Source organism: Cryobacterium levicorallinum, assembly GCF_004402405.1.
GTDB classification, from domain to species: Bacteria; Actinomycetota; Actinomycetes; order Actinomycetales; family Microbacteriaceae; genus Cryobacterium; species Cryobacterium levicorallinum.
Window position 1 is genome coordinate 51,208 of the sequence record NZ_SOFE01000015.1, and the last position, 24,296, is coordinate 75,503.

The following is a 24,296-nucleotide window of genomic DNA, read 5'->3' on the forward strand; positions in this document are numbered from 1 at the left end:
ATACGCTTGAACAATGAGTTCCGAGAAGAAGCCCCAGACCATGAAGCCCGCCACGGCGGCCCAGAAACTCGGGATTCTGCTCGACGCGGCACCGGCCGAGTTCCAGACCGAATTTGTCAGCCGCACCGAGCTCGCCGAGCTCATGGCGAACCCGCCGGAGTGGCTGGCGCTGCTGCGCACCAACGGTCCGCACCCGCGCCAGGTCGTCGCCGCCAAGCTCGGCGTCTCGATTTCCGGCCTGGCCCGCAGCGAGATCACCGACCCGCTGACCACCGCCGAGATTTCCGCCCTGCTGCAGCAGCCGCCAGCCTGGCTCGTGCTAGAGCGTTCCACCCAGGCTGGCGTGCGCGCCGACCAGATCGCGGTGAAAGACCGCGACGCCCACCGCGCGGCTAAGAAGGCGCACGTCGAGCGCCAGGCTTCGCAGGAGCAGGCCAAGCGCGACCGCTCATAGCGCTTGAGCGTTGCGGGGGCGTAAATCGTCCGGTTGGGGACGGTTGTAGGACGATTTGCGATCCCTCACCCGGGCTTCCACATCGGCTGGCGTCTGGCACGTCCGCTCCTTTCGGTACGGGCGCGGCGCGGCGGTGACCGCCTGCTGTCGTGACTGAGCGTGGATGCCGCGCTGCGGCATCCACTCGGCTGAGCGTTTCTAGGCGGCCGGCCTGGACGCGGCGTCGGAGTACTGTGTGCGCAGAAAGTTGACGACGTCGCCGAGCTCGACCTGCGAGATCGAGTGCGGCAGACCCTCGTAGATGCGCTCGGTGAGGGTGCTGTGCCCGGGCAGCCAGGCCTGGGTGCGTTCGATCGCGCTGGTCGGAATCACGGTGTCGGCGGTTCCGCGACCCCAGAACACGGGGACCGGCCGCTCGGCCAGCTCGGCGTCGCTGTGCTGCGGTCCGCTGGCGAGGAATCCGGAGAGGTTCACCGCGAAGCTGAAGCGGTCGGGCGCGGCGCGCAGCAGCTCGAGCGCCATTGCTCCCCCCTGCGAGAACCCGAGCAGACCGATCGACGGCGGCTGCTGCGGCAGGGCGTCGAGCCAGTCGAGCACCGCGGTTACGGCCGCCGCGACGGGGGCCGGGTCGGGGCTGCCCGGCTCCGCGATCGGAAACCAGGCCCAGCCGTCGGTGACCGGCGCCGGTGCCTGCAGGGGCGCGCGCAGGGCCGCGATCACCGGCTCAAGCGGCAGGTGCGGTGCGAGGGAGAACAGGTCGCCCTCGTGCGAGCCGTAGCCGTGCAGGATGAGCAACAAGGGGCGGTCAGCCTGGTCGGCGCCGGTGGCCGACCAGAGAACGGCGGCGTTATCGATGGTGGTCATAGCTTCCTCCAAATAGCTCGCGACTCGTGGACGCCGCGCACTCCCATACTTCCATTGCCGTGCCGTCCAGACGTGCCGCGTCGATGATCATCTCGAACTATGTCAGCCGGTTGCTCGGCATAACTCCTGCAGAAAATTGACGTGCGCGACCCGATGGCAGCAAATCATTGGAGAGGCGGCCGAGCACCGCGCGAATTGCAGGAGTTATGCGCGTGGTGCGAGAGGGGACCGGCCCACGGCAGTCCGGGCGGAGCGGCTCGCGAGTGCGCGCGCGGAGCCCACGTAGGAGAGAATGGCATCATGAGCGTGCGAACCCCTGACCCAGACCCGGACTGGACGCCGAAGCCCCCCGCAGGAGCCCCGAACACGAATCCGGGCTGGCTGAAGGACGTTGAACTGGCGGAGATTCGTCGTCGCCTGCCGATTCTCTACATTGAGGCCGTGCCCGTGCGGGTTGACGGTCTCGGCCAGGTCGTCGAGGTCGGTGTGCTGCTCCGTGCCCGTTCAACCGGCGAGATGACCCGCACCCTCGTTTCCGGCCGGGTGCTCTATGGCGAGACCTTGCGCGATGCGCTTTTTCGTCACCTCGAGAAGGACCTCGGCCCGATGGCCTTCCCGCAGCTTCCGGTCAGCCCGGTGCCGTTCACCGTTGCGGAGTACTTTCCGCTGCCGGGAATTACCGCCTACACGGATGACCGCCAGCACGCCGTCTCGCTGGCCTACGTCGTTCCCGTCACCGGTACCTGCGACCCGCGACAGGATGCCCTCGAACTCACCTGGATGACGCCGACCGAGGCCGTGTCACCGGGAGTGTCGGCCGAGATGGAAGGCGGTCGCGGCGCCCTGCTGCGCGCCGCGATGGCGTCGGTCGGCCTGCTCTACTGAGCCGGGCGGCAGCATCCGCTCACCGCTAGGCAGGCTGCGGCAGCGCCGAACCGAGGCCGAGCGTGTCGAGGAACAGGCGCGCGTAGCGGTCGACATCGACGTCGAGGGCGACCTCAGCGACCTCCCAGTCGCCGGCCAGGCCGTGCATGATGTCTTCCCCCGGATGCGTGCGCTTGTCGACCAGGGTCTGCCCGCGGCCGTAACCCGCAAGCTGCACGCGTAACGGCAGCATCTGGGTGGTTAACGCGCCCGGATCGACGAGGGCGCAGATCGCCCCGGCATCACCGATCAGGCCGGTGTATTCGGCGTTGCGCCCCGAGCCGAGGGCGATCCTGTTGCTGAGCAGCCGGCCGACGACCTGGGCGAGATTTGACTCGCTGCGCACGAGTGACAGAGCGACCTGCTCGCCGATCGCGACCTGATTGAACACGTCGAGCCCATACATGAAGGTGGGCACCCCGGAATCGAGCACGATGGCCGCGGCCTCCGGGTCGTGCCAGACGTTGAACTCGGCGACCGCGGTGGCGTTGCCGACCGTCGTGGAACCGCCCATGAAGACGATGCGCTCAATATTTTTGACCAGATCGGGGTACTGGCGCAGCAGCAGGGCAAGGTTTGTCTGCGGAGCGAGCCCGACCAGGGTGACCGGGCGGGGGCTGTCCAAAATCAGCCGGCGCATGAGCTCGATCGAGCTGATGGACTCGGCCGTGCGGTCGGTCGGCGGCAACTGCAGTGTGCCGAGGCCGCTCTCGCCGTGCACGTGCGAGGCCGATCTGGCCGGTTCCAGTAGGGGGCGGCGGGCGCCGGCCGCGACCGGAATGGACGGCGCGTCGGCGACGTCGAGCACGCGCAGGGTGTTCTCGACGACGCGGTCGAGTGAGGCATTTCCGGCCACGCAACTGATGCCGAGCACGTTGATGCCGGGGTGCTTGACCGCGAACAGGATGGCCAGGGCGTCGTCAACGCCGGTGTCAACGTCGAGGATGACGGGGATTGCCGCCGTGGAATTAGTCATCAGATCACCCTATTGGGTATGGTGTGCCCCAGATCCCCGTAGGTGGGTTTGCTCCCCTTATCGGCTCATTCTGCACTCCTGAGCAGACCCTCAGCGAACCAGACGCACCTCGTGCAGCATTTCGCCGAGAACCTCTTCGGTCTTCTCCCGACCGTCAGCCGTGTAGCCGTTGCGCGCGTAGAAAGCGTGGGCGCGCGGGTTATCGGCGGCCACCCAGAGCACCGACGGGCCGGCATCGACGACGGCGTCGAACAGCAGTCGGCCGACGCCGACGCCGTGGTGCGCATTGAGCAGGTACATGACCTTCAATTCGCGAGTGGATGCCGGCAGGTCGTCTTCCTGACCCGGGGCGCTCGCAGCGAAACCGATGATCTCGCCGCTGCCGTCGACGGCGACGACCTGTCGGTACTCGTGACCGAGCTTGGTGATGCCGTGCCACATCGTGGCGAGACGCTCCGGTCGCAGGTGGGACAACGCGGCCTGGCTGAGTAGGTGATCATAGGTTTCATGCCAGCAGGCGGCGTGTACGCGGCCCAGGCTTTCGGCATCCGCTTCTTCTACGGGTCGAACGACAACTGTGGTGTTCATGATTCGACACTATCCGTCTTTGCGGGCGGTCCCGGACACACGAATGGGCCGGCCTCCGAAGAGACCGGCCCAATTGTTTCAAGGGGATGCTGCTGGCCGTTTATCCCTGCGAGCGGCGGGGAGCGGAGCGGCCTGCTCCGCCCGAGCCGGGTCCGCGAACGAGTCCGCCGACCTGGAGGCTGCCGACGCGAGCGCCGCCCGAGCGGCCAGCGGCCGAACCCGAGCGGGGAGCGCTGGAGGCAGCGCCGGCCGGACGGCCGGTGCGCTCGCGACGAGCGCCACCGGCGGGAGCCGAGTCGCGGCTGCGGCCGCCGTCGTTACGGTCGGTGCGGGCACCGCCCTGGCTTGCGCCGGAGCGGCCGGCGCCGGCATCGCGGCCGCCCTCTGAACGGCCACCCTGTGAGCGACCGCCTTCGGAACGGCCACCCTGTGAACGACCGCCTTCGGAACGGCCACCCTGTGAACGTCCGCCCTGCGACTGGCGCTGCTGCTGCGGCGCTTCGACGCGGGGAGCTGGCTTGACATAGGCAGCAACATCGCCGACGAGGGCGTCGACGGCGGGGGAGGAAGCATCCACGCGCTGCGGGGTCACCTTGATGGCGGCCTTGCGCAGCAGAGCGTCGGTGTCGCGCTTCTGCTCGGGCAGCACGACGGTGACGACGTCACCGGCGCTGCCGGCGCGGGCGGTACGGCCCGAACGGTGCAGGTACGCCTTGTGCTCGGCCGGCGGGTCGACGTGGATGACGAGTTCGATGTCGTCGACGTGCACGCCGCGAGCGGCGACATCCGTTGCGACGAGAACCTTGACCGTGCCGGCGCTGAATGCGGCGAGGTTGCGGTCACGGGCCACCTGTGAGAGGTTTCCGTGCAGGTCGACGGACGGGATGCCAGCGTCGGTGAGGCTTTTGGCGAGCTTCTTGGCCTGGTGCTTGGTGCGCATAAAGAGGATGCGACGGCCTGAGCCGCTCGCCAGCTTCTGCACGAGGTCCTTCTTGGCATCGACGCCGGCGACCTCGAACACGTGGTGGGTCATGGCCGAGACGTGGCTGTTGGCCTCGTCGACGGAGTGCATCACGGGGTCGTGCAGGAAGCGCTTGACGATCTTGTCCACGCCGTTATCGAGGGTGGCGGAGAACAGCATGCGCTGGCCGTTGCCGGGAGTCTTGTCGAGGATGCGGGTGACGACGGGCAGAAAGCCGAGGTCGGCCATGTGGTCGGCCTCGTCGAGCACAGTGATCTCAACCGAGTCGAGGTTCACGAAGCCCTGCTTCATGAGGTCTTCGAGGCGGCCGGGGCAGGCCACGACGATGTCGACGCCGGCCTTGAGCGCGGTGACCTGGCGGCCCTGCGAGACGCCACCGAAGATCGTGGTGGTGTTGAGGCCGTAGGCCTCGGCGAGCGGGGTGATGGCGTTGGTGATCTGCGTGGCGAGCTCGCGGGTCGGCGCGAGGATCAGGCCGAGCGGGCGGCCCGGGCGACGCTTGCCGCCGGCTAGGGTGCCGCCGAGGCGCGAGACCATCGGAATGGAGAAGGCCAGGGTCTTGCCCGAGCCGGTCTTGCCGCGGCCGAGCACGTCGCGGCCATTCAGGGTGTCCGGAAGGGTGTCGACCTGAATCGGGAAGGCGGTGTCGATTCCCTGGGAAGAGAGAACCTTTACCAGGGGAGCCGGCACGCCGAGCGTGCTGAACGTTGTGGACAAATCTGTAGACAAAATGGTGCCTTTCGGGCATCAGTCTCCTCGCCCGTTCGAATTATCGCGCAGCGATAAGCAAACCAGGAGGATTCACATGGCGAAGGTGCCGAAGGGCACATCCGTTCGCCGTAAGAATGTTTCATTCGAAAAATCAGGTCAGCCCTGGTGGGCCGCCAGATAGAGAAGAGGGCGTTCTACGACGCAGCAAGCGCAACTACGCACTCGCAAGTTCTCCTACTCTAGCGGATGCTGTCAAATCGGCCCACCCGCGGCATCCGTTGCGCTGCCGCACGGCTGCGCCGCACCGTGCAGACCCGGTGGTCGCGCGCCGTCTCAAGACTGCGCGCGAAAAACTGGGCTTCTCACCCCGGATAACTACTGGAATTCGATCGTGTCGACCACGCTGTCGTAACCCAGCCAGGTCGGCGATGTGAATCCGCCCTCGGCGTTGCGCTGTGACGAGTAGTAGACGACCAAGCCGCTTTCGGTGTCGAAAGTCGGGGTGCCCCGATCGAGACGGCTGTGGATCGATGGCGCCGTGCCGGCGAACGTCGCGGCGGCCAGCGGTGCTCCGGAGAATGCACCTTGTCCGATGGCCGTCATCGAACCCGGAATGGCGATGCGAGTCAGCTCGGTCTCTTCGAAGGCATAGGCACCGATCTCGGTGAGCCCTTCGTGCAAGGTGACCGATCTGAGGGGATTGTTGGCGAACGCCCCGTTGCCGAGAGTGGTGACCGACGCGGGAATCTCAACGGTGCTTAACTCGTTGCCGGCAAAAGCGCCCTCCCCAATGAATGTGAGCGATTTGGAGAACAGGATAGTCGTCAGATTGTCATTGATGAAGGCCCAACTGCCAATGGTCGTCACGTTCTCGCCAATCGAGACGGCGTCGAGGGTGACCGCGCTGAAGAATTCGTCAGCGACCGCAGTGACGAGATACTCGTCGAGGCCGTTCCAGACCGAATCGGGAATGACGACGGTCGACGGGCCGTCGTAGCCGATTGCCACCACCGTTCCGGGTTCGGCGCAGTACGCGTAGGTGATGCCGCTGTCCGCGGTGAAGCAGTTTTCGTCGAGTACCGGTCGAGTGGTCGTCACCAGCAGGCTCGCGACCCGACGACCCTCACCAGCGCACGGCAGGCCAGGCACAGCCCCCGTCGATCGTTGAAACCATCCAACATGCGGCCTCCGTTTGTAGATGACTTCGCGTTGTTTACGACCTATGGGTTCGCAGCTTCAGAAGCCCTTCGGCACAGGCGGAAATTCAGCATATGTCTTACCTTGGTCGCACAGCCAGGGTCACAACACTGGGCCTGACCGCGAGGACTACCGGGATTTGGCCGCTGTCGATGCACCGGCGCGCGGCAGCGTGCGGTCGGCGCGCCCAATAGGCGTCAGAAAATCGCTGCACGGCGGGCTGGTGGATTCACCCGAGGTGTTACAGCTACTGGCGTTTACGCACTCGGATACCGCTGGGAGTCAGGAGTGGTCGCCGTGGTAGAGCTCGCCGACGGGCACGTCGACGCCGATGATATTGCCGCTCTGCGGCAGCGGGCAGGCCCACATCGGGTCGTACGCGCAGGAGGGGTTGTAAGCAAAGTTGAAATCGAGAATGAGGGTGTCGTCGTCGACCCCCGGGCCGAGGTCGGCACCCTTGATGGTGTCGAGCAGGTAGCGTCCGCCGCCGTAAGTTCCGCCGCTTTTGCCGGCCAGGGCATCTTTCAGCGGCAGGAACAGGCCGCCGCCGTAGCTTGCGAGCCGCCACACGTCGAGCGAACCAAGGTAGGGCAGGCGCACGGTGCCGACCAGGTCGAAGGGCACGGTGCCGTCCGTGCCAGTTTCCACGTTCATGCGATGGGACTGCTCGGAGCGGTGCACCTCGACTTCAAACCGCCAGTCCGGGTCGTACGCGGCAATGGGAAGCCCGGTGAAGGCCGAACGGTCGTCGGGCAATAACGGCGACGACGGATGCCCCGCAAACAGTTCATCCCGCCCCGACCGCCACAATTCGTGGCCGCTTTTCGGGCTGCTCACGCTGAGCTGGCGCACCCCCGCGTACAAACCGGTCACACGCCGACGCCAGTCCGCGATCTGCAAGGCCCCCAGGGAAGAACTCATGGTGGCTACGCTACCGCTGGCGGGCCCGATGCATAGAGGAGATGGCGCGGGGAAACTGCGGAAGCGCTAGTTGCCGTCGTCGGACTCCCGCTGCGACAGCGGCACAAAGTTGGGGTCGTCGATGCCCACGTCGTGCTGCCAGGTGGGGGCGAGGGACTTGAGGCGCAGCATCCGCCATTGCCAGAACGCCCAAAACGTCGGCCAGAGGGCGATCGTGGCCGGGCGGCCGCGAAAAATGAGCTGGTCCCGGTAGAGGGTTTTGCCGGTGCCAGCCGGGTCGGGCGCGATCGCCATGCGGTGATCCCAGAGCGTGACCGCACTCAGCGCGCCGGAGACGCCGCGACCGGTATCGCGCAGAATGCGCACGCCGTCGGGCCGGTGCGTGGAGTTGGCAAGGCGAATGATCTGGGTTCCCATCGGCACCAGGCCGAGCATGGAGAACACGGCGGGGTGTTCGCCCGGTTCCCACCGGGTGGGAAACCCGTCGGGTTCGAGAGACTCGACCGCCATGAACGGGCTGCTCACCTCGCGAAAGACGGCGGGGCTGTGGATGGCGTGCCAGGCAGCATCCGGTGTGCAGTCCAGAATCTCTTTCAGGAGTACTCGCATCTGCTTAGTTTGGTGTGTGCGTGGCATGCGGTACAACTAGGAATGTGGCAATTCGGTTCTGGCTCGGCGTTGTGCACCGCGAGCACGTGCTGCGCGGTGTCGATTTGGGCATCGCCCGCGCCAATCGCGGCGCCGGGGACCTGATCGCGCAGATGGGCGAGGCCGACGGCATCGTCTACTACTCCCCGAAAACTGCGATCGAGGGCGATCCGCTCAAGGAATTCACGGCCATCGGCCGAATAGCGGATGCCTATGCCTACCAGGTGGGCGACCCCGCGAACGAGTTTCGGCCCTGGCGACGCCGGGCCGACTACGATCTGGATGCCTGGCCAACCAGCATCCGCCCGCTACTGCCCGTGCTACAGCTCACCCGCGGAAACCCGGACTGGGGCTTCCAGCTGCGCCGCGGCGTGCTCGAGATTTCGCGGCACGACTTCGAGATGATTCGGCAGCAGATGCGGCGGCCCTCTGCCGACGACCGGTAGCGCCCAGTAACCCTCATTAGACTCACGGCTATGAATGGCGATCTCTGGTGGGTACCCTCGGTCATCGTTATCGGCCTCGTGTTGGCCGGAGTCTGGGCGCTGGTGGCAGCTTCGCGGCGGCGCACCCGGGCTCGGATCGGGCAGGTGAACGCTGAGGCGGCTCTTCTCGCCCGTAGCGCGGCGATCAGCCTGGTTCGCGCCGACGATCTGGTGCAAGACGCGACCGACGAGCTCGGCTTCGCCATCGCCCAGTTCGGCGAGTCTTCGACGCGGGAATTCGCCACGGCGCTCAGCACGTCGAAACGCCAGCTCAGTGATGCTTTCGCGCTGCAGCAAAAGCTCGACGACGCCGTGCCGGACACCGCTGCCGAACGCACCCGCTGGAACCAGCAGATCATCCAGCTCGCCGACGAGGCCACGGGCCGACTGACCGGCCAGGCGCGTAATTTCACCGCCAGGCGCGGCGTGGAACGCAACGCTCCGCAGCAACTCGACGAACTGCGCCGACGCCTCGATCGCGTGTCCGACCGGATCGCCGGCGGAGCGAACACGCTCGCCCGGCTCGGTTTGAGTTATTCGCCGCCGGCGCTCGCTGTGATCAGCGGCAACGTTTTGCGGGCGCAAACCGCACTCGACCTGGCCGCGGCGGCCGCCGATGCTGGCGCTGCGCGCCTCGAGGCCGCGTCGTCCGAACCGGTGGGGGAGCAGCTGCAGTCCGCCGAGCACTCCCTGTTTCAGGCGACACAACTGCTCGACGCGATTGAAACCGGCGAGGACTTGCTGCACCGTGGTTTCGCGAACTTGCAGCAGGCACTGGATGCTGCCAGCTCGGAACTCGCGCAGGCGCGAGCCCTGCGCGACGGTCACGAAGAATCCGATACGAGCGCGTCCCTGAACCTCGTCATCACCGCGGCGGCAGCCGTGCAGGCGCAATTGCAAGAGCCCGGGAGACTCAGCGACCCATCCTCGGATCTCGTGAAGCTGGAGGCGGCGATGAACGGGCTGGACAGCATCCGTTCGGAGGCACGCAATCGGCAGTTGCGGCTCGAGAACGCCCGCACCGCCCTGGCCGGCGCGCTGCTCACCGCCCGCAACCAGATTACGATCACCCGCGACTTCGTGTCCACCCATCGCGGTCGGGTGCAGGCCGCCGCGCGCACCCGTTTGGCCGAGGCTGAACGGCAGCTCGCGCTCGCCGTGGCCGAGGCCGACCCGGTGACCGCGCTGGATACCGCTCGTCGAGCGATGATGCACGCCACGGATGCCGACGCCCTCGCCCGCTACGACGTGCACTGAACGCGTGCGCGCCGACCTGGTGCGCCCTGAACGTCTGGGCGCTGAACGTCTGGGCACTGACCCTGGGCGCTGAACTCAGCCGACCGGCGGGAGCCTAGGGCCGGCCGAGGCCGCGGCCCGACGCCGGATCGCCGGCGTGATTTCGCGGCGTAACCAGCTGATGGCGTGGGCCTGATCGAATCGGCGGGCGCAGAGTCCACAGGCCAGCGGCCGGGTGGGCTGCCGATACCGAAAATGGGTGTGTCCGGCGGGGCAGGTGCCCACCCAGGGGGCGAGTTCGTCGGCGATCTCGCCGTCGTGGGTGCGCTTGCCGTCGTAGCCAAGGTCGAAGGCCACCTTCTTCCAGCGCGGACCATGCCCGGCAGGCGGCCCGGCCAGGGCGTGCGCGAATTCGTGCAGCAGGATCTGGTGCACGTCGTCGTCGGCATAGCGGGAGGCGAGGTAGCGCGACACCGTGATGTGCTTCGCGCTGAAATTGCACAGGCCGGCACGTTTTTTCGCGTTGTCGAAGCCGAAGGTCCAGCTGGGGTCGAGGTGCAGCACGATGAGCGCGTCGGCCCAGCGTCGCACCTGGGCGAGATCGGCCATCAGGGCGCCGCCGTTTCCCCGAGGCAAGCGGGGGTCTGAGCGAGATCAGACGTCGGGAAAGACATCAGGGCGCCACCGCCACTTGCAGGAGCCGGTCGTCTTCAGCCGCCGGGGAGCCCCGGCCATCCGTGTTATTACTCACGAACCACAGTGTGCCAGCCGGCCCCGACACCACGTCGCGCAACCGGCCGTATCCGTTGACAAACCACTCGGTGGGGGTGTCGGTGGAGGATGTGCTCAGAATCGGGATGCTCCACAACCGTTGCCCGCGCAGGCTCGCCATGAAGATGGTGTCGTTCACGATGGCGATGCCGCTCGGGCTCGCTACGTCCGTCGACCACTGACGTTCCGGGTCGAGATACGCCGGGTCGCCGGCCCGGCCCTCGACCAGCGGCCAGCCGTAGTTGCCGCCGGGAACGATGCGGTTGAGTTCGTCCCAGGTGTTTTGCCCGAACTCACTCGCCCACAGCTGGCCGCGCGAATCCCAGGCCAGGCCCTGTGGATTCCGATGCCCGAATGAGTACACCAGCGTGCCGAACGGGTTGTCCGCTGGCACGGCACCGGTCGGTGTCATTCGCAAAATCTTGCCGCCGAGCGAGTCCAAGTCCTGGGAATTGACGGTGTCTCCGGCGTCCCCGACCGTGGCGTAGAGCAGTCCGTCGGGGCCGAACGCGAGGCGGCCACCGTTGTGATTGCCGGCTCGGGGGATGGAATCGAGCACGAGGGTGGGTGCCCCGAGGGTGTGGCTGCCGGGGGAGCCGGCCAACGGCATCCGTTCGATGCGGTTGTCGGCCGCCGTTGAGTAGTAGGCGTACACCCAGCCAATGCCGCCCGGGGCCGCCCGGTCGGCGAGAAAGGCGAGGCCGAGCAGCCCGCCCTCACCGCTCGGGCGCGCCGCCGCGACGGTGCCGGCGTCGCGCAGACTGCCGTCGGCCAGCAGTTCGCGAAGCCGGGTGGTGTCGCGTTCGCTGATGAGCGTGGCGCCGTCGGGCAGTCGCAGAATCGACCACGGAGCCTGAAGCCCCGACGTGATCACGACCGGTTCGCCGACCGGATGCACCGGTGCGAGCGGGTCAGCACCGGCATCCGTTGCGCTCGGCGTCGGTTGGGCCGGTGTCGTGGTGGTCGGAGTGGCGCGCGGATCCGCAGCGCTGCACGCGGTCAGGGTGAGAATCACGAGCACGGCCGTGCCCACCGCACGCCGCCGCCGCTCGGTCGGATCGGTCACCGGTCACCTCGCCTTCGTCGTGAACACAGCATGCCGCTTAACGCGTGCGGCGGCCAGTAGCTGGCCCCGGGCCCGTTCACTCGCGGCGGGACTGCAGGTCAGGCCTGGGCACTGCGAGCAGCAATGTGCTGCTCGACGACGGCAACGGCCAGCAACGAGCTGTCGAGTTCGTCGGCGTCGGCGCCGTCTTTCTCACGCAGAAACACGGCGGCAGTGAAGTCGGCGAGGGCGCCATCGAGGTTGTCCTGGTCGAAGTACACCTTGCCGCGGTGCTGGCGGGCATAGGCGGCGAGGCGGCTCCACTCGTGCACCTCGGAGTCGAGTATGCAATGCGTCAACTCGCTCGCGGCCTCGACGAGCTTGCCCTGAAATTGCAGGACCTGCGCCCGACGGATGCGACTGGCCACCGCCTGCTCCCGGTTGCCGGTGAAGCGCGACTGGCGCACGGCCTCGTTGGCCACTTCCCAGGCTTCATCGAGCCGGCCGACGAGGCGCAGCAGGGCGACCTTTTCGTTCAGCGCGGCCAGGCTGCGCAGGGTGCCGAGTTCTTCAAGCCGCTCACCGGCGGCCTGAAGGTCTACTTTTTCGCGCAGGGTGATGGGGTCGTAACCGATGATGAAACTCAGGGTGTGTTCCTGTAATGACGAAGGCGGACGCGGCCGCGCGGAGAAATGACGGGTGCCCCCAGAGTACCGCCGCCCGCGGGAATCCGGTCGCCGGCTAGTGCCCGATCTGGAAGACCGTGCGGCCGGGCAGCGGCGACTGCGTCGACGTCTCGTCGGTCGCCACGAGCGAACCGGCCATGAACTGCTTGAGTTCGGTTCCCTCGATCACCTTTGCCGGGTGCGGACCGTTGGCCAGCAGCCGCGGAATCCAGTTGAGGTCGATCGGCGTGTGCGCTGCGATGAACACGATGTTGCCGAACCGGCGCCCCTTGAGCACCTGCGTCTCGGCGAATCCGATCACGTGCGGAAACACCGCCGAGAGGGTTGCGGCCTGGCCGCGCGCGAACGCGAGGCCGGGGCCATCCGCTACGTTGACGGCAAGTACGCCGCGTGACGACAGCAGCGGGGCGGCGAGCGCGAAAAACTCGCGGCTCGTGACGTGCTTCGGGGTGCGCGCCCCGGAGAAAATGTCGACCACGACGAGGTCGACCGCGCCCTGCAGCCCGTCGGGAAGCTTGCCGAGCACCTCGCGGGCATCGCCATGGCGCACGCGCAGCTGGGCGCGTTTGTCCCACGGCAGCACTTCCCGAACCAGGTCGATCAAATCGCTTTCGATCTCGACCACCTGCTGGCGCGAGCCCGGCCGGGTCGCCTCGACGTAGCGCGGCAAGGTGAGCGCGCCGGCCCCGAGGTGGACGGCGGTGATCGGCTCGTGCGGGTCGCCGAGCAGGTCGATGACGTGCCCGATGCGCTGGATGTACTCGAAGAACAGCTCATCCGGGTGATCGATGTTCACGTGTGACTGCGGGGTACCGTCGACCACGAGCTGAAAGCTGCCGGGGGTGAAACGGTCGGGTTCGATCACCGCAGTGTGTCCGCTCAACTTCAACACGACAGACGGATGCCCCTCCGTCACCTCACCCTTACGCCCAGTACTCATCGTCCTAGTCTGCGCCCTGTCTGCGTGCCCGCGCCGCAGCATCCGCTTCGCGAAAGCGCAAAAAGTGCCCGATTGAGAGTGTCAAACGGGTACTTTTTGCGCTCTCGCGAGAAGACGGAGGGTGTTATACCTGAGAGTTTGCAGATTTGCAACAATTAGGTGGACATGACGCGAATGGGGGCATATAGTTGATCCTTGCGCTCCCAGACAAACTATGCCTTCATATTGCGGTCGGCTTTGCGTGTTCAAGCCACCTTGAGGCACACCTCTTATGAGGGTCTGCGGAGTCATCACCAATAACAGTAACTAGACCTGACGGGGTCCACGGAGGTTATTTCCTTGGCTGCTGCGCGCAACGCAACCACCAACTCACCCAAGAACGGCCGCTCGCACGAGCGTCTGTCGTTCGCAAAGATCAGCGACCACTTGAACGTTCCGGATCTGCTTGCTTTGCAGACCGAGAGCTTCGACTGGCTCGTCGGCAACGACATCTGGAAGGCTCGCGTCGCCGAAGCCCAGGCTGCCGGACGCCAGGACCTGCCGAATCGCACCGGGCTCGATGAGATCTTCGAGGAGATCTCTCCCATCGAGGACCTCGGCGAAACGATGCAGCTGTCCTTCACCAACCCGGAGCTCGAGCCGGAGAAGTACACCATTGACGAGTGCAAGGAAAAGGGTAAGACCTACTCCGCACCCCTCTACGTGAACGCTGAGTTCATGAACCACCTCACCGGTGAGATCAAGACTCAGACCGTGTTCATGGGTGACTTCCCGTTGATGACCCCCAAGGGCACCTTCGTGATCAACGGCACCGAGCGTGTCGTCGTGTCGCAGCTGGTGCGCTCCCCGGGCGTGTATTTTAACCGCGAGCAGGAGAAAACGTCTGACAAGGACATCTACTCCGCCCGTGTCATCCCGAGCCGTGGTGCCTGGCTTGAATTCGAGATCGACAAGCGCGACCAGGTTGGCGTGCGCATCGACCGCAAGCGCAAGCAGTCCGTGACCGTGTTCCTGAAGGCCCTCGGCCTCACCAGCGAGCAGATCCTCGAAGAGTTCAAGGGCTACGCGTCCATCGAGCTCACCCTCGAGAAGGACAACATCCTCACCAAGGAAGAAGCCCTCAAGGACATCTATCGCAAGCTGCGCCCCGGCGAGCAGGTTGCCGCCGAGGCTGCGCGTGCGCTCCTCGACAACTTCTTCTTCAACTCCAAGCGCTACGACCTGGCCAAGGTTGGTCGTTACAAGATCAACCGCAAGCTCGGCCTCGAAGCTCCGCTGAGTGACTCCGTACTGACGCTGGCGGACATCCTGGCCACCATCAAGTACCTCGTCGCCCTGCACGACAACCAGACCACCCTTCCGGGTCTGCGCGACGGCAAGATGACCGACATCAACATCGACATCGACGACATCGACCACTTCGGTAACCGTCGTATCCGTGCCGTCGGCGAGCTCATCCAGAACCAGGTGCGCACCGGCCTGTCCCGCATGGAGCGCGTTGTTCGCGAGCGCATGACCACGCAGGACATCGAAGCGATCACCCCGCAGACGCTGATCAACGTGCGCCCTGTCGTCGCCGCGATCAAGGAGTTCTTCGGTACGTCGCAGTTGTCGCAGTTCATGGACCAGAACAACCCGCTCGCCGGACTGACGCACAAGCGTCGCCTGTCCGCGCTGGGCCCGGGTGGTCTGTCCCGTGACCGCGCTGGCGTCGAGGTTCGAGACGTTCACCCCTCGCACTACGGCCGCATGTGCCCCATTGAGACCCCTGAGGGCCCGAACATCGGCCTGATCGGTTCGCTCGCCTCGTTCGCGCAGATCAATGCGTTCGGTTTCATTGAGACGCCGTACCGTCGGGTGCTGAACAACAAGGTCACCGAGACGATCGACTACCTCACCGCGAGCGAAGAGGACGACTTCATCGTCGCCCAGGCCAACGCGCCGCTCACCAAGGACTCGCACTTCGCCGAGGCCCGCGTGCTCGCCCGTAAGAAGGGTGGCGAGGTCGACCTCGTTCCCGCTGAAGACATCGGCTACATGGATGTCTCGCCGCGCCAGATGGTGTCGGTCGCGACCAGCCTCATCCCGTTCCTCGAGCACGACGATGCAAACCGCGCACTCATGGGTGCCAACATGCAGCGTCAGGCTGTGCCGCTGCTGCTCAGCGACAGCCCGCTCGTCGGAACCGGCATGGAGGTCTACACGGCCATCGACGCCGGTGACGTGCTCACCGCGCTGAAGCCCGGTGTGGTCTCCGAGGTGTCGGCTGATGTCGTCACCATCCAGCTCGATGAGGGCGGCACGCAGGACTACTACCTGCGCAAGTTCAGCCGCTCCAACCAGGGCACGAGCTTCAACCACCGCGTGATCGTCAACGCCGGTGAGCGGATCGAAGCCGGCGAGGTTATCGCCGACGGACCCGCCACCGACCAGGGAGAACTCGCCCTCGGAAAGAACCTGCTCGTGGCATTCATGCCGTGGGAAGGCTACAACTTCGAGGACGCGATCATCCTGAGCCAGAACCTGGTCAAGGACGACACCCTCTCCTCGATTCACATCGAAGAGTACGAAGTGGATGCCCGCGACACCAAGCTGGGTAAGGAAGAGATCACTCGCGACCTTCCCAACGTGTCGCCGGACTTCCTCGCCGACCTCGACGAGCGTGGCATCATTCGCATCGGAGCCGAGGTTCGCCCCGGCGATATCCTCGTCGGCAAGGTCACGCCCAAGGGCGAGACCGAGCTGTCTGCCGAGGAGCGCCTGCTGCGCGCCATCTTCAACGAGAAGAGCCGCGAAGTTCGCGACACGAGCTTGAAGGTTCCCCACGGTGAGCGCGGCACCATCATCGGTGTCAAGGTGTTCGACTCGCAGGACGGCGACGACGAGCTTGGCAGCGGCGTCAACCAGCGCGTGGTCGTGTTCATCGCCCAGAAGCGCAAGATCACCGAGGGTGACAAGCTCGCCGGCCGTCACGGCAACAAGGGTGTTATCTCCCGCATTTTGCCGATCGAGGACATGCCGTTCCTCGCCGACGGAACCCCGGTTGACATCATCCTTAACCCGCTCGGTATCCCCGGTCGCATGAACTTCGGCCAGGTGCTCGAAACCCACCTCGGCTGGATTGCGAAGCAGGGCTGGAACGTCGAGGGCAAGCCGAAGTGGGCTGCTCGTCTTCCGGAGCACGCCTTCAGCGCCGCACCCGGCACGAAGGTCGCCACCCCGGTATTCGACGGTGCGCTCGAGATCGAGATCGAGGGTCTTCTGGACTCCACGACCCTAACCCGCGACGGCGAACGCCTCATCGGTTCCTCGGGCAAGACCCAGCTCTTCGACGGCCGCTCCGGCGAACCGTTCCCGATGCCGGTGTCCGTTGGATACATGTACATCCTGAAGCTCCACCACCTCGTCGACGACAAGATCCACGCTCGCTCGACCGGCCCGTACTCCATGATCACGCAGCAGCCGCTGGGTGGTAAGGCGCAGTTCGGTGGACAGCGTTTCGGTGAGATGGAGGTGTGGGCGCTCGAAGCATATGGAGCCGCTTACGCCCTGCAGGAACTCCTGACCATCAAGAGCGACGATATCCTCGGCCGCGTCAAGGTGTACGAGGCCATCGTCAAGGGTGAGAACATCCAGGAACCCGGCATTCCCGAGAGCTTCAAGGTTCTTATCAAGGAAATGCAGTCGCTCTGCTTGAACGTCGAAGTACTTTCGGCCGATGGCACCGCAGTCAGCCTGCGCGACACGGATGACGAGGTGTTCCGTGCTGCGGAAGAACTCGGCATCAACATTTCCACCCGGTTTGAGTCGTCGTCCATCGACGACATCTAAGCCCGGTCCAAAGAAACTTCGAAAACTTTCCAAGGAGAGAAATTGCTCGACGTAACAACATTTGACGAGCTTCGTATTGGCCTGGCTACCGCAGACGACATCCGTCGTTGGTCGCACGGTGAGGTCAAGAAGCCCGAAACTATCAACTACCGCACGCTCAAGCCGGAAAAAGACGGCCTGTTCGGCGAGCAGATCTTCGGACCCTCACGGGACTGGGAATGCTCGTGTGGCAAGTACAAGCGTGTTCGCTTCAAAGGCATCGTCTGCGAGCGTTGCGGTGTAGAGGTCACGAAGTCGTCGGTGCGCCGTGAGCGCATGGGCCACATCGAACTCGCTGCCCCGGTCACGCACATCTGGTACTTCAAGGGTGTGCCCTCGCGTCTCGGTTACCTGCTGGACATGGCTCCGAAGGACCTCGAAAAGGTCATCTACTTCGCCGCCTACATGGTCATCACGGTGGACGAAGACGGTCGCCACCAGGACATGCCCGGCCTGGAGAACGAGCTGCGTCTCGAACTGAAGACCATTGAGTCCAGCCGCGACTCGCGCATCGCCGATCGCCTGCAGCGCCTTGAAACCGACCTCGCAGCACTGGAGGCCGAAGGCGCCAAGAGCGACCAGAAGAAGCGCACCAAAGACGCCGCTGAAAAGGAAATGGGCCAGATTCGCAAGTCTCTGGACGAGCAGGTTGCTCATCTCGAGCGCGTCTGGGAAGACTTCCGCACCCTCAAGGTCGGCGACCTGAAGCCGGAAGACTCCGTCTTCCACGAGCTCCAGGACCGTTTCGGCATGTACTTCGAGGCCTACATGGGCGCCGAAGCCATCAAGAAGCGCCTTGAGGCCTTCGACCTGGTCACCGAGAGCGAAAACCTGCACCTGCAGATCGCTGAGGGCAAGGGTCAGAAGAAGATCCGCGCCATTAAGCGTCTGCGCGTGGTCAACGCGTTCATCATGACCGGCAACTCGCCGGCCGGAATGGTGCTCGACGTCGTTCCGGTGCTCCCGCCGGAACTCCGCCCGATGGTGCAGCTCGACGGTGGCCGCTTCGCGACTAGCGACCTCAACGACCTCTACCGTCGTGTGATCAACCGCAACAACCGCCTGCGTCGTCTGCTTGACCTCGGTGCTCCCGAGATCATTGTCAACAACGAGAAGCGGATGCTGCAGGAGGCCGTCGACGCACTGTTCGACAACGGTCGCCGTGGTCGCCCGGTCACCGGAACCGGTAACCGTGCCCTGAAGTCCCTGAGCGACATGCTCAAGGGAAAGCAGGGTCGTTTCCGCCAGAACCTGCTCGGCAAGCGCGTGGACTACTCCGGCCGTTCGGTCATCGTGGTCGGCCCGCAGCTCAAGCTGCACCAGTGTGGTCTGCCCAAGCAGATGGCACTCGAGCTGTTCAAGCCGTTCGTGATCAAGCGCCTGATTGACCTGAGCCACGCTCAGAACATCAAGGCTGCCAAGCGCATGGTCGAGCGTTCGCGTCCGCAGGTCTGGGACGTGCTCGAGGAGATCATCCGCGAGCGCCCCGTTATGCTCAACCGTGCACCCACCCTGCACCGCCTCGGCATCCAGGCCTTCGAGCCTCAGCTCGTTGAAGGTAAGGCAATCCAGCTGCACCCGCTCGTTTGCGCGGCGTTCAACGCCGACTTCGACGGTGACCAGATGGCCGTGCACCTGCCGCTGTCGGTTGAGGCCCAGGCCGAGGCTCGCATCCTGATGCTCGCCTCGAACAACATCCTCAAGCCGTCCGACGGCCGCCCGGTGACCCTGCCCACCCAGGACATGATCATCGGTCTGCACCACCTCACCACGATGAAGGAAGGTGTGGTCGGAGAAGGCCGCGCGTTCTCCACCGTGTCAGAGGCGATTCTCGCGTTCGACCAGAAGACGCTCGACCTGAACGCCAAGGTGCGCATCCGCTTGACCGACAAGTACTTCACCGAGGGCACCCAGCCCGAAGGCGTCGAGCTCGTCAACGGTCAGGCTGTCGGCACCGTTCTCGTCACGACGAGCCTCGGTCGCGCCATCTTCAACGAGGCGCTTCCGGCCGACTACCCGTACTTCGAAGACGTTGCCAACAAGGTCACCATGTCGACCATTGTCAACGACCTCGCGGAGCGGTACGTCAAGGTTGAGGTTGCTGCAACCCTCGACCGGATCAAGGATGCCGGTTTCTACTGGGCAACCCGAAGCGGTGTGACCGTAGCGCTCAGCGACATTCTGACGCCTCCGAACAAGAAGGAGATCGTCGCTGGCTACGAGAAGCAGGCTGCCAAGGTTCAGGGCCAGTTCGACAAGGGTCTGACGACCGACCTCGAGCGTCGCCAGGAGCTCATCCAGATCTGGACTCGTGCCACGGAAGATGTCGCCGCAGCGATGCAGGCGAACTTCCCGGCCGACAACACCATCAACCGCATGGTGACGTCTGGTGCTCGTGGTAACTGGCTGCAGGTGCGTAACATCGCCGGCATGCGAGGCCTCGTGAACAACCCGAAGGGTGAGATCATCCCTCGCCCGATCATCTCGAGCTACCGCGAGGGCCTGTCCGTCGCCGAGTACTTTATTGCTACTCACGGTGCTCGTAAGGGTCTGGCCGACACGGCTCTGCGTACCGCCGACTCGGGGTACCTCACCCGTCGTCTGGTGGACGTCTCTCAGGACGTCATCATCCGTGAAGACAACTGTGGAACGACAAAGGGCCTTGACCTGCCGATCGCCGGAACCGATGCCACGACCGGTGCGCTCCTGCGGGGCGACGACGGCGGCCTCCTGGTCGACTTCAACGTCGAGAACGCGGTCTACGCTCGCAGCCTGGCCGCAGCCGCGGTCAACGCTGCCGGTGAGGTCATTGCCGACGCCGGAGACGACGTCGGAGACGTGCTCATCGCGAAGCTCATCGCCGGTGGTGTCGAAACCATCAAGGTGCGTTCCGTGCTGACCTGTGAGTCTGCCGTCGGTGTCTGTGCTGTCTGCTACGGCCGGTCGCTCGCCACGGGCCAGCTCGTCGACATCGGTGAGGCCGTCGGTATCATCGCCGCACAGTCCATCGGTGAGCCCGGCACCCAGCTGACCATGCGTACCTTCCACACGGGTGGGTCGGCATCCGCTGACGACATCACCCAGGGTCTGCCGCGTGTTCAGGAGCTGTTCGAAGCGCGTACCCCCAAGGGTGCGTCGCCCATCGTCGACTCCGCCGGACGCATCACGATTGAGGACTCGGACAAGGGCCGCAAGGTCATCCTGACCCCCGACAGTGGCGACGAAGCAATCGCCTACCCGGTGCTCAAGCGTTCAACCCTCCTCGTTGAGGATGGCCAGCACGTTGAGCTGGGGCAGCAGATCATCATCGGTGCCGTCGACCCGAAGGAAGTTCTTCGCGTCAAGGGTGTTCGCGCGGTGCAGAAGCACCTCGTCTCCGGTGTGCAGGAGGTCTACCGTTCGCAGGGTGTACCGATTCACGACAAGCACATCGAGGTCATCGTTCGTCAGATGCTTCGCAAGGTGACCGTCGTCGAACACGGCGACACCGGACTGCTCCCGGGCGAGCTCGTTGACCGGTTGAAGTACAACGACCTCAACCGCACCGCGCTCACCGAGGGCAAGAAGACGGCATCCGCTCGCCAGGAGGTCATGGGTATTACCAAGGCTTCCCTCGCGACCGAGTCCTGGCTGAGTGCCGCTTCCTTCCAGGAGACCACCCGGGTTCTGACCCAGGCGGCCATGGAAGGCAAGAGCGACCCGCTGATGGGCCTCAAGGAGAACGTCATCATCGGTAAGTTGATCCCCGCCGGCACCGGCCTTCCTCGTTACCGCGACGTCACCGTCGAGGCAACGGAAGAAGCCAAGGCTGAGCGTTACCCGAACCGCATCTTCACCGAAGATGCCACGTTCAACGAGGGTGACCTGAGCTTCGTCGACTTCGACAGCTTCTCGTCGGATGACCTCACTCCTGGTACGTACAACTAGTAGCTCGAATAACTGATCGGCAGCTCTCAATGGATGGCCCCTGCTTCGGCAGGGGCCATCCGTCGTTCAGATACCCGGGCAGGGTGCTGGGTGCCGTGGAGGCGCCCGCGTCGCCTCGCGGGGTACGCTCGAGGGCCGAGTTTGTCACCGATGCGCCCGAACTTGTTTCTGGGGGCGAGCACGTGCGGTTGAAAGTCACGTTGGCTCGGTCCAACGGACAGAATGACGACATCGTCGTCACAGCGGCCGCCGCCGCCGGCACTTCCGATGTGGCCGGTACAATCGCCCGGGTCGATCCGCGCTCGGCGTTCACGCCCGGTGGCGCCGACCGGCCGCTCACGCTGCGCACGGTCGCTCCCGGCGGCACCGATTGGTTACTCCTGCCGCCGGACGCTCTGATAGGCGAGGATTGGGTCGGCTCCTCTGGTGCGAGAGTTGCCCTGGCGGACTCCGACACGTTTTTTCTCTCCCACGAGCACGGTGCCGCCGCGACCCTCGCCGTGATCCGTGTGCTGACCGGCCCCGACGCCGGAGCGCATATTGCCCTCGGCCGCGGTACGACCATCATCGGGCGCGACGCCGAGTGCGACGTGGTGCTTAGCGACAAGCTGGTGTCGAAACGCCATGTACGTCTCGAAGTCGCCGCGGGCATCGACCTGGTGGACCTCGGTTCGGCCAACGGTGTCGTCATCGACGGCGGACTGGTCACCCGCTTGCACATCGAACAGAGTGAGACGGCGCAGATCGGCGACACCCAGCTGCGCATAGCGGTCGTGCAGACCGTGGCCGCGATCGGCGACCAACACCGCGACGGTCCGGTGTGCTTCAACCGGTCAACGAGGGTGGAAGGACGTTACGCCGGTCAGGATTTCGCGGCGCCCGAGGTGTGCCGACCGAGAAAGACGACCAGCCGTTCCCCTGGCTGGCCATGGTGGCACCGGTTCTGCTCGGAGAGTCGCCCTCGACCCACGATGCGCTCGCGCAACACGATCGACGCGTCCCTGCGCGGCGCACTGCTGCCCGAATTTCAGGAGAGTCTCGAAGCCGTCATCACCGAACACGCCACGGTTGATTAGGTTCCGCTCATCGACAACCTGTTTGATCCGGGCGCCCTCGGTGTGGCCGGCAGTGCCGCCGCTTGCGCCGACACCGTTAATTCGCTGCTCGTTCAGCTCACCGCCCTGCACTTCGCACGCCGCCTCGCTCCGGTCATCGACGCCGGTGTACTCATCGCCGATTCGAGCGACCTGCCCCGCTCCGTATCGATGGTCACGCTAATCGGCCACGACCTTATTGCGGCGCACGACGCCGCGATCGACCGGTGGCGGCAAAACGCCTCCATGCACGATCGCACCCCCGGCGCGGTGCCGCGCGCCAAACGGGCCGGAACCCTGCGCGCCATTGTCGGTTCCACCGGAGTGCAGTCCATGCACCTCGACCTGCGCACCCACGGCCCGCACGCCCTGGTCGGAGGCACCACCGGCGCCGGCAAGAGCGAATTTCTGCAAGCCTGGGTGCTCGGCATGGCAGCCGAATACAGCCCGGACCGGGTGGCTATTTTCTTCGGCGTGGAAACGGCGTGGAAACGGCGTGGGAACCGCCGAGTGGCCCGCTCGCCGGGCAGGAGCGCGAGCTCGGCCCGACCGACCAGGAGAAGCTCGTCGCCGCCCTCGTCGGAGCGGCTGGTGCGGCGCAGATTCCCGCGCCGCGGCGGCCCTCGCTCGACGAATTGACGTTTCTGTGCACCCTGGCGCCCATCGTGACCCAAACGGATGCTGCCCTCGCGCTGGGCCCGGCCGACGCGCCCACCGAGCAAAAAAGCGCCCGGTCTGTTTTCTGCCCGATGTCGACGGACACATTGGCATCTACGGCACCGGCGGATCCGGCAAGAGCGTCGCCCTGCGCACCCTGGCGATCGCGGCCGGCCGCACGAGCGCCGGCGGGCCCGTCGCGGTTTATGGCCTCGACTTCGCCGCCGGCAGCCCCCGCATGCTCGAACCGCTGCCGCACGTGGGCAGCATCGGCGGCGGCGACGACATTGAACGCATCATTCGCCTGTTCCGGCTGCTCAAGGCCGAACTTGAAGCGCGCGGCAACCGCTTTGCCGAGGCCACCGCGTCAACGATCGCCGAGTACCGCGCGCTGGCGAACCGCCCCAACGAGCTGCGCATCCTGCTGCTCATCGACGGGTTCGCGGCCTTTCGGGAAGACTGGGAGGTCGCGAGCGGCCGGTCGAACTGGTACGACGTGTTCCGCAGCATCCTCGCGGATGGTCGTCAGCTGGGCATCCACGTGACTTTTGCCGCCGACCTGGCCAGCCCGCGCATGGCGCTCGTCGTCGAAAACCTCGCGGACTTTCTGCAGGCCCCGGCCGATGCCGCTCTGGTAGAGCTCATCAAACACGTCATGCGCAGTAACCATTTTCTGGTCGCCGATGGTGAAACCGCGTCGTGGAACTCGTCCTGGCCACTGTTCGCCGAGATGAAGAACTCCAGGCGCGGCCTGCTGCTGCAGCCCGACACCATCGAGGGCGACATTCTGCTCAAAACTCCGCTGCCGCGACTGGACCGGGCCGAATTTCCGCCCGGCCGCGGCATGATGGTGGCCGGCGGCAAGGTTCTGCGGGTGCAGCTTCCGCTCGTGGAATAGCGGCAATTGCCTTCCCGGGGTCTTTGGCTGCTGTATTGACCATCAGTATTGACAATCATCCCGCGCCACTCCTCCTCCGGGGACTGGCTGCTAGAACGGTTTCGGGTTGGTGCCGTCGGTGTTCCAGCTGGTGTTCCAGTCGCCACTCCACGGATCGCTGATCGGTTCGGCTGACGGCCGCGGTGCGGGCGGGGCGGGCGGGGCTGGCGGTGGTGCTTGTTGTCGCGGTGGGTTGATGCGGGTGGCGGGGTCGGTGGCGTAGTGTTTGCCGGCGGGGCTGGTCCAGTGGACGGTGCCGTCGGGGTCGGCGGTGTGGCCTGCCGCGGGTATTTCGGACAGCGGAATTAGTGGATTCTTCTACGCTGCCAATGCTGGCTGTTGATAACCGTAGTGGACTTCATTCGGCCGGCGGTAACCGAGCG

The 24,296-nt window shown here is 65.3% G+C and carries 21 protein-coding genes; 10 read left to right on the forward strand and 11 right to left on the reverse strand.

Features of this window, described 5'->3' with window-relative positions; genetic code table 11:
- Window positions 1-13: 13 nt before the first annotated feature.
- The gene (locus E3O11_RS09390; protein WP_092452082.1) at window positions 14-454 is read left to right on the forward strand and encodes a DUF5997 family protein; all 441 of its coding nucleotides are present in this window, start codon (window positions 14-16) and stop codon (window positions 452-454) included.
- A 198-nt stretch (window positions 455-652) separates the two neighbouring features.
- Here E3O11_RS09390 and E3O11_RS09395 read toward each other — a convergent pair whose 3' ends face one another.
- Window positions 653-1,318 carry an alpha/beta hydrolase gene (locus tag E3O11_RS09395; RefSeq protein WP_092452007.1) on the reverse strand — a complete coding sequence of 222 codons (666 nt, stop codon included), beginning with the start codon at window positions 1,316-1,318 and terminating at the stop codon, window positions 653-655.
- Between the two features lie 300 nt (window positions 1,319-1,618).
- Here E3O11_RS09395 and E3O11_RS09400 point away from each other — a divergent pair, with 300 nt between their 5' ends.
- The gene (locus E3O11_RS09400; RefSeq protein WP_092452005.1) at window positions 1,619-2,203 is read left to right on the forward strand and encodes an NUDIX hydrolase family protein; all 585 of its coding nucleotides are present in this window, start codon (window positions 1,619-1,621) and stop codon (window positions 2,201-2,203) included.
- A 25-nt stretch (window positions 2,204-2,228) separates the two neighbouring features.
- Here the strand turns inward: E3O11_RS09400 and E3O11_RS09405 are convergent, their stop codons facing one another.
- The 6 genes from E3O11_RS09405 to E3O11_RS09430 form a co-directional block, all read right to left on the reverse strand.
- Window positions 2,229-3,218, reverse strand: a complete 990-nt coding sequence (locus E3O11_RS09405; RefSeq protein WP_092452003.1) for a nucleoside hydrolase — start codon at window positions 3,216-3,218, stop codon at window positions 2,229-2,231.
- 90 nt (window positions 3,219-3,308) lie between these two features.
- The gene (locus tag E3O11_RS09410; protein ID WP_092452001.1) at window positions 3,309-3,806 is read right to left on the reverse strand and encodes a GNAT family N-acetyltransferase; all 498 of its coding nucleotides are present in this window, start codon (window positions 3,804-3,806) and stop codon (window positions 3,309-3,311) included.
- Window positions 3,807-3,906: 100 nt separating this feature from the next.
- Window positions 3,907-5,517, reverse strand: a complete 1,611-nt coding sequence (locus E3O11_RS09415) for a DEAD/DEAH box helicase (RefSeq protein WP_241994685.1) — start codon at window positions 5,515-5,517, stop codon at window positions 3,907-3,909.
- Window positions 5,518-5,874: 357 nt separating this feature from the next.
- Window positions 5,875-6,648, reverse strand: a complete 774-nt coding sequence (locus tag E3O11_RS09420; protein ID WP_166787552.1) for a leucine-rich repeat domain-containing protein — start codon at window positions 6,646-6,648, stop codon at window positions 5,875-5,877.
- Between the two features lie 330 nt (window positions 6,649-6,978).
- The gene (locus E3O11_RS09425; protein WP_092451995.1) at window positions 6,979-7,617 is read right to left on the reverse strand and encodes a DUF1684 domain-containing protein; all 639 of its coding nucleotides are present in this window, start codon (window positions 7,615-7,617) and stop codon (window positions 6,979-6,981) included.
- A 66-nt stretch (window positions 7,618-7,683) separates the two neighbouring features.
- Complete coding sequence (locus E3O11_RS09430) at window positions 7,684-8,226, reverse strand: hypothetical protein (protein ID WP_174775306.1); 543 nt, start codon at window positions 8,224-8,226, stop codon at window positions 7,684-7,686.
- Between the two features lie 44 nt (window positions 8,227-8,270).
- On the opposite strand from E3O11_RS09430, the gene E3O11_RS09435 reads away from it, so the two are divergent.
- Window positions 8,271-8,711: an EVE domain-containing protein gene (locus E3O11_RS09435; protein ID WP_233194879.1), complete on the forward strand. Its 441-nt coding sequence runs from the start codon at window positions 8,271-8,273 to the stop codon at window positions 8,709-8,711.
- Window positions 8,712-8,741: 30 nt separating this feature from the next.
- A complete protein-coding gene (locus tag E3O11_RS09440) occupies window positions 8,742-10,007 on the forward strand; it encodes a coiled-coil domain-containing protein (RefSeq protein ID WP_092451990.1) in 1,266 nt (421 codons plus the stop codon).
- A gap of 75 nt (window positions 10,008-10,082) precedes the next feature.
- On the opposite strand, the gene E3O11_RS09445 is transcribed toward E3O11_RS09440, so the two are convergent.
- The 3 genes from E3O11_RS09445 to E3O11_RS18165 form a co-directional block, all read right to left on the reverse strand.
- Window positions 10,083-10,595, reverse strand: coding sequence for a SprT-like domain-containing protein (locus E3O11_RS09445; RefSeq protein ID WP_092451988.1), 513 nt, complete (start codon window positions 10,593-10,595; stop codon window positions 10,083-10,085).
- Between the two features lie 64 nt (window positions 10,596-10,659).
- Window positions 10,660-11,823, reverse strand: coding sequence for a PQQ-dependent sugar dehydrogenase (locus tag E3O11_RS09450; protein WP_092451986.1), 1,164 nt, complete (start codon window positions 11,821-11,823; stop codon window positions 10,660-10,662).
- Window positions 11,824-11,921: 98 nt separating this feature from the next.
- Window positions 11,922-12,134, reverse strand: a complete 213-nt coding sequence (locus E3O11_RS18165; protein ID WP_233194881.1) for a hypothetical protein — start codon at window positions 12,132-12,134, stop codon at window positions 11,922-11,924.
- Between the two features lie 18 nt (window positions 12,135-12,152).
- Between E3O11_RS18165 and E3O11_RS18170 the strand changes: the two genes are divergently transcribed.
- Window positions 12,153-12,464: a hypothetical protein gene (locus E3O11_RS18170; protein WP_233194883.1), complete on the forward strand. Its 312-nt coding sequence runs from the start codon at window positions 12,153-12,155 to the stop codon at window positions 12,462-12,464.
- 79 nt (window positions 12,465-12,543) lie between these two features.
- Here E3O11_RS18170 and E3O11_RS09460 read toward each other — a convergent pair whose 3' ends face one another.
- Window positions 12,544-13,428, reverse strand: coding sequence for a spermidine synthase (locus E3O11_RS09460; RefSeq protein ID WP_092451982.1), 885 nt, complete (start codon window positions 13,426-13,428; stop codon window positions 12,544-12,546).
- 339 nt (window positions 13,429-13,767) lie between these two features.
- On the opposite strand from E3O11_RS09460, the gene rpoB reads away from it, so the two are divergent.
- From rpoB to E3O11_RS18185, 5 genes are all read left to right on the forward strand, one after another.
- Complete coding sequence (gene rpoB, locus E3O11_RS09465; protein ID WP_092451980.1) at window positions 13,768-17,259, forward strand: DNA-directed RNA polymerase subunit beta; 3,492 nt, start codon at window positions 13,768-13,770, stop codon at window positions 17,257-17,259.
- Window positions 17,260-17,301: 42 nt separating this feature from the next.
- Window positions 17,302-21,225, forward strand: coding sequence for a DNA-directed RNA polymerase subunit beta' (locus E3O11_RS09470; RefSeq protein WP_092451978.1), 3,924 nt, complete (start codon window positions 17,302-17,304; stop codon window positions 21,223-21,225).
- Window positions 21,226-21,413: 188 nt separating this feature from the next.
- Complete coding sequence (locus tag E3O11_RS18175) at window positions 21,414-22,301, forward strand: FHA domain-containing protein (protein ID WP_241994686.1); 888 nt, start codon at window positions 21,414-21,416, stop codon at window positions 22,299-22,301.
- A gap of 42 nt (window positions 22,302-22,343) precedes the next feature.
- Entirely contained in the window at window positions 22,344-22,958 is a 615-nt protein-coding gene (locus E3O11_RS18180; RefSeq protein ID WP_241994687.1) for an FtsK/SpoIIIE domain-containing protein, read from the forward strand.
- Between the two features lie 7 nt (window positions 22,959-22,965).
- Window positions 22,966-23,874, forward strand: coding sequence for an FtsK/SpoIIIE domain-containing protein (locus E3O11_RS18185; protein ID WP_241994688.1), 909 nt, complete (start codon window positions 22,966-22,968; stop codon window positions 23,872-23,874).
- Window positions 23,875-24,296 lie beyond the last annotated feature (422 nt).

Coding starts and splice junctions, on each gene's coding strand:
- E3O11_RS09405 (WP_092452003.1), bottom strand. CDS start 3,218: ATGACTAATTCCACGGCGGCAATCCCCGTCATCCTCGACGTTGACACC.
- E3O11_RS09390 (WP_092452082.1), top strand. CDS start 14: ATGAGTTCCGAGAAGAAGCCCCAGACCATGAAGCCCGCCACGGCGGCC.
- E3O11_RS09430 (WP_174775306.1), bottom strand. CDS start 8,226: ATGCGAGTACTCCTGAAAGAGATTCTGGACTGCACACCGGATGCTGCC.
- E3O11_RS09460 (WP_092451982.1), bottom strand. CDS start 13,428: ATGAGTACTGGGCGTAAGGGTGAGGTGACGGAGGGGCATCCGTCTGTC.
- E3O11_RS09445 (WP_092451988.1), bottom strand. CDS start 10,595: ATGGCCGATCTCGCCCAGGTGCGACGCTGGGCCGACGCGCTCATCGTG.
- E3O11_RS09400 (WP_092452005.1), top strand. CDS start 1,619: ATGAGCGTGCGAACCCCTGACCCAGACCCGGACTGGACGCCGAAGCCC.
- E3O11_RS09410 (WP_092452001.1), bottom strand. CDS start 3,806: ATGAACACCACAGTTGTCGTTCGACCCGTAGAAGAAGCGGATGCCGAA.
- E3O11_RS09440 (WP_092451990.1), top strand. CDS start 8,742: ATGAATGGCGATCTCTGGTGGGTACCCTCGGTCATCGTTATCGGCCTC.
- E3O11_RS09425 (WP_092451995.1), bottom strand. CDS start 7,617: ATGAGTTCTTCCCTGGGGGCCTTGCAGATCGCGGACTGGCGTCGGCGT.
- E3O11_RS18170 (WP_233194883.1), top strand. CDS start 12,153: ATGCGTCAACTCGCTCGCGGCCTCGACGAGCTTGCCCTGAAATTGCAG.
- E3O11_RS09395 (WP_092452007.1), bottom strand. CDS start 1,318: ATGACCACCATCGATAACGCCGCCGTTCTCTGGTCGGCCACCGGCGCC.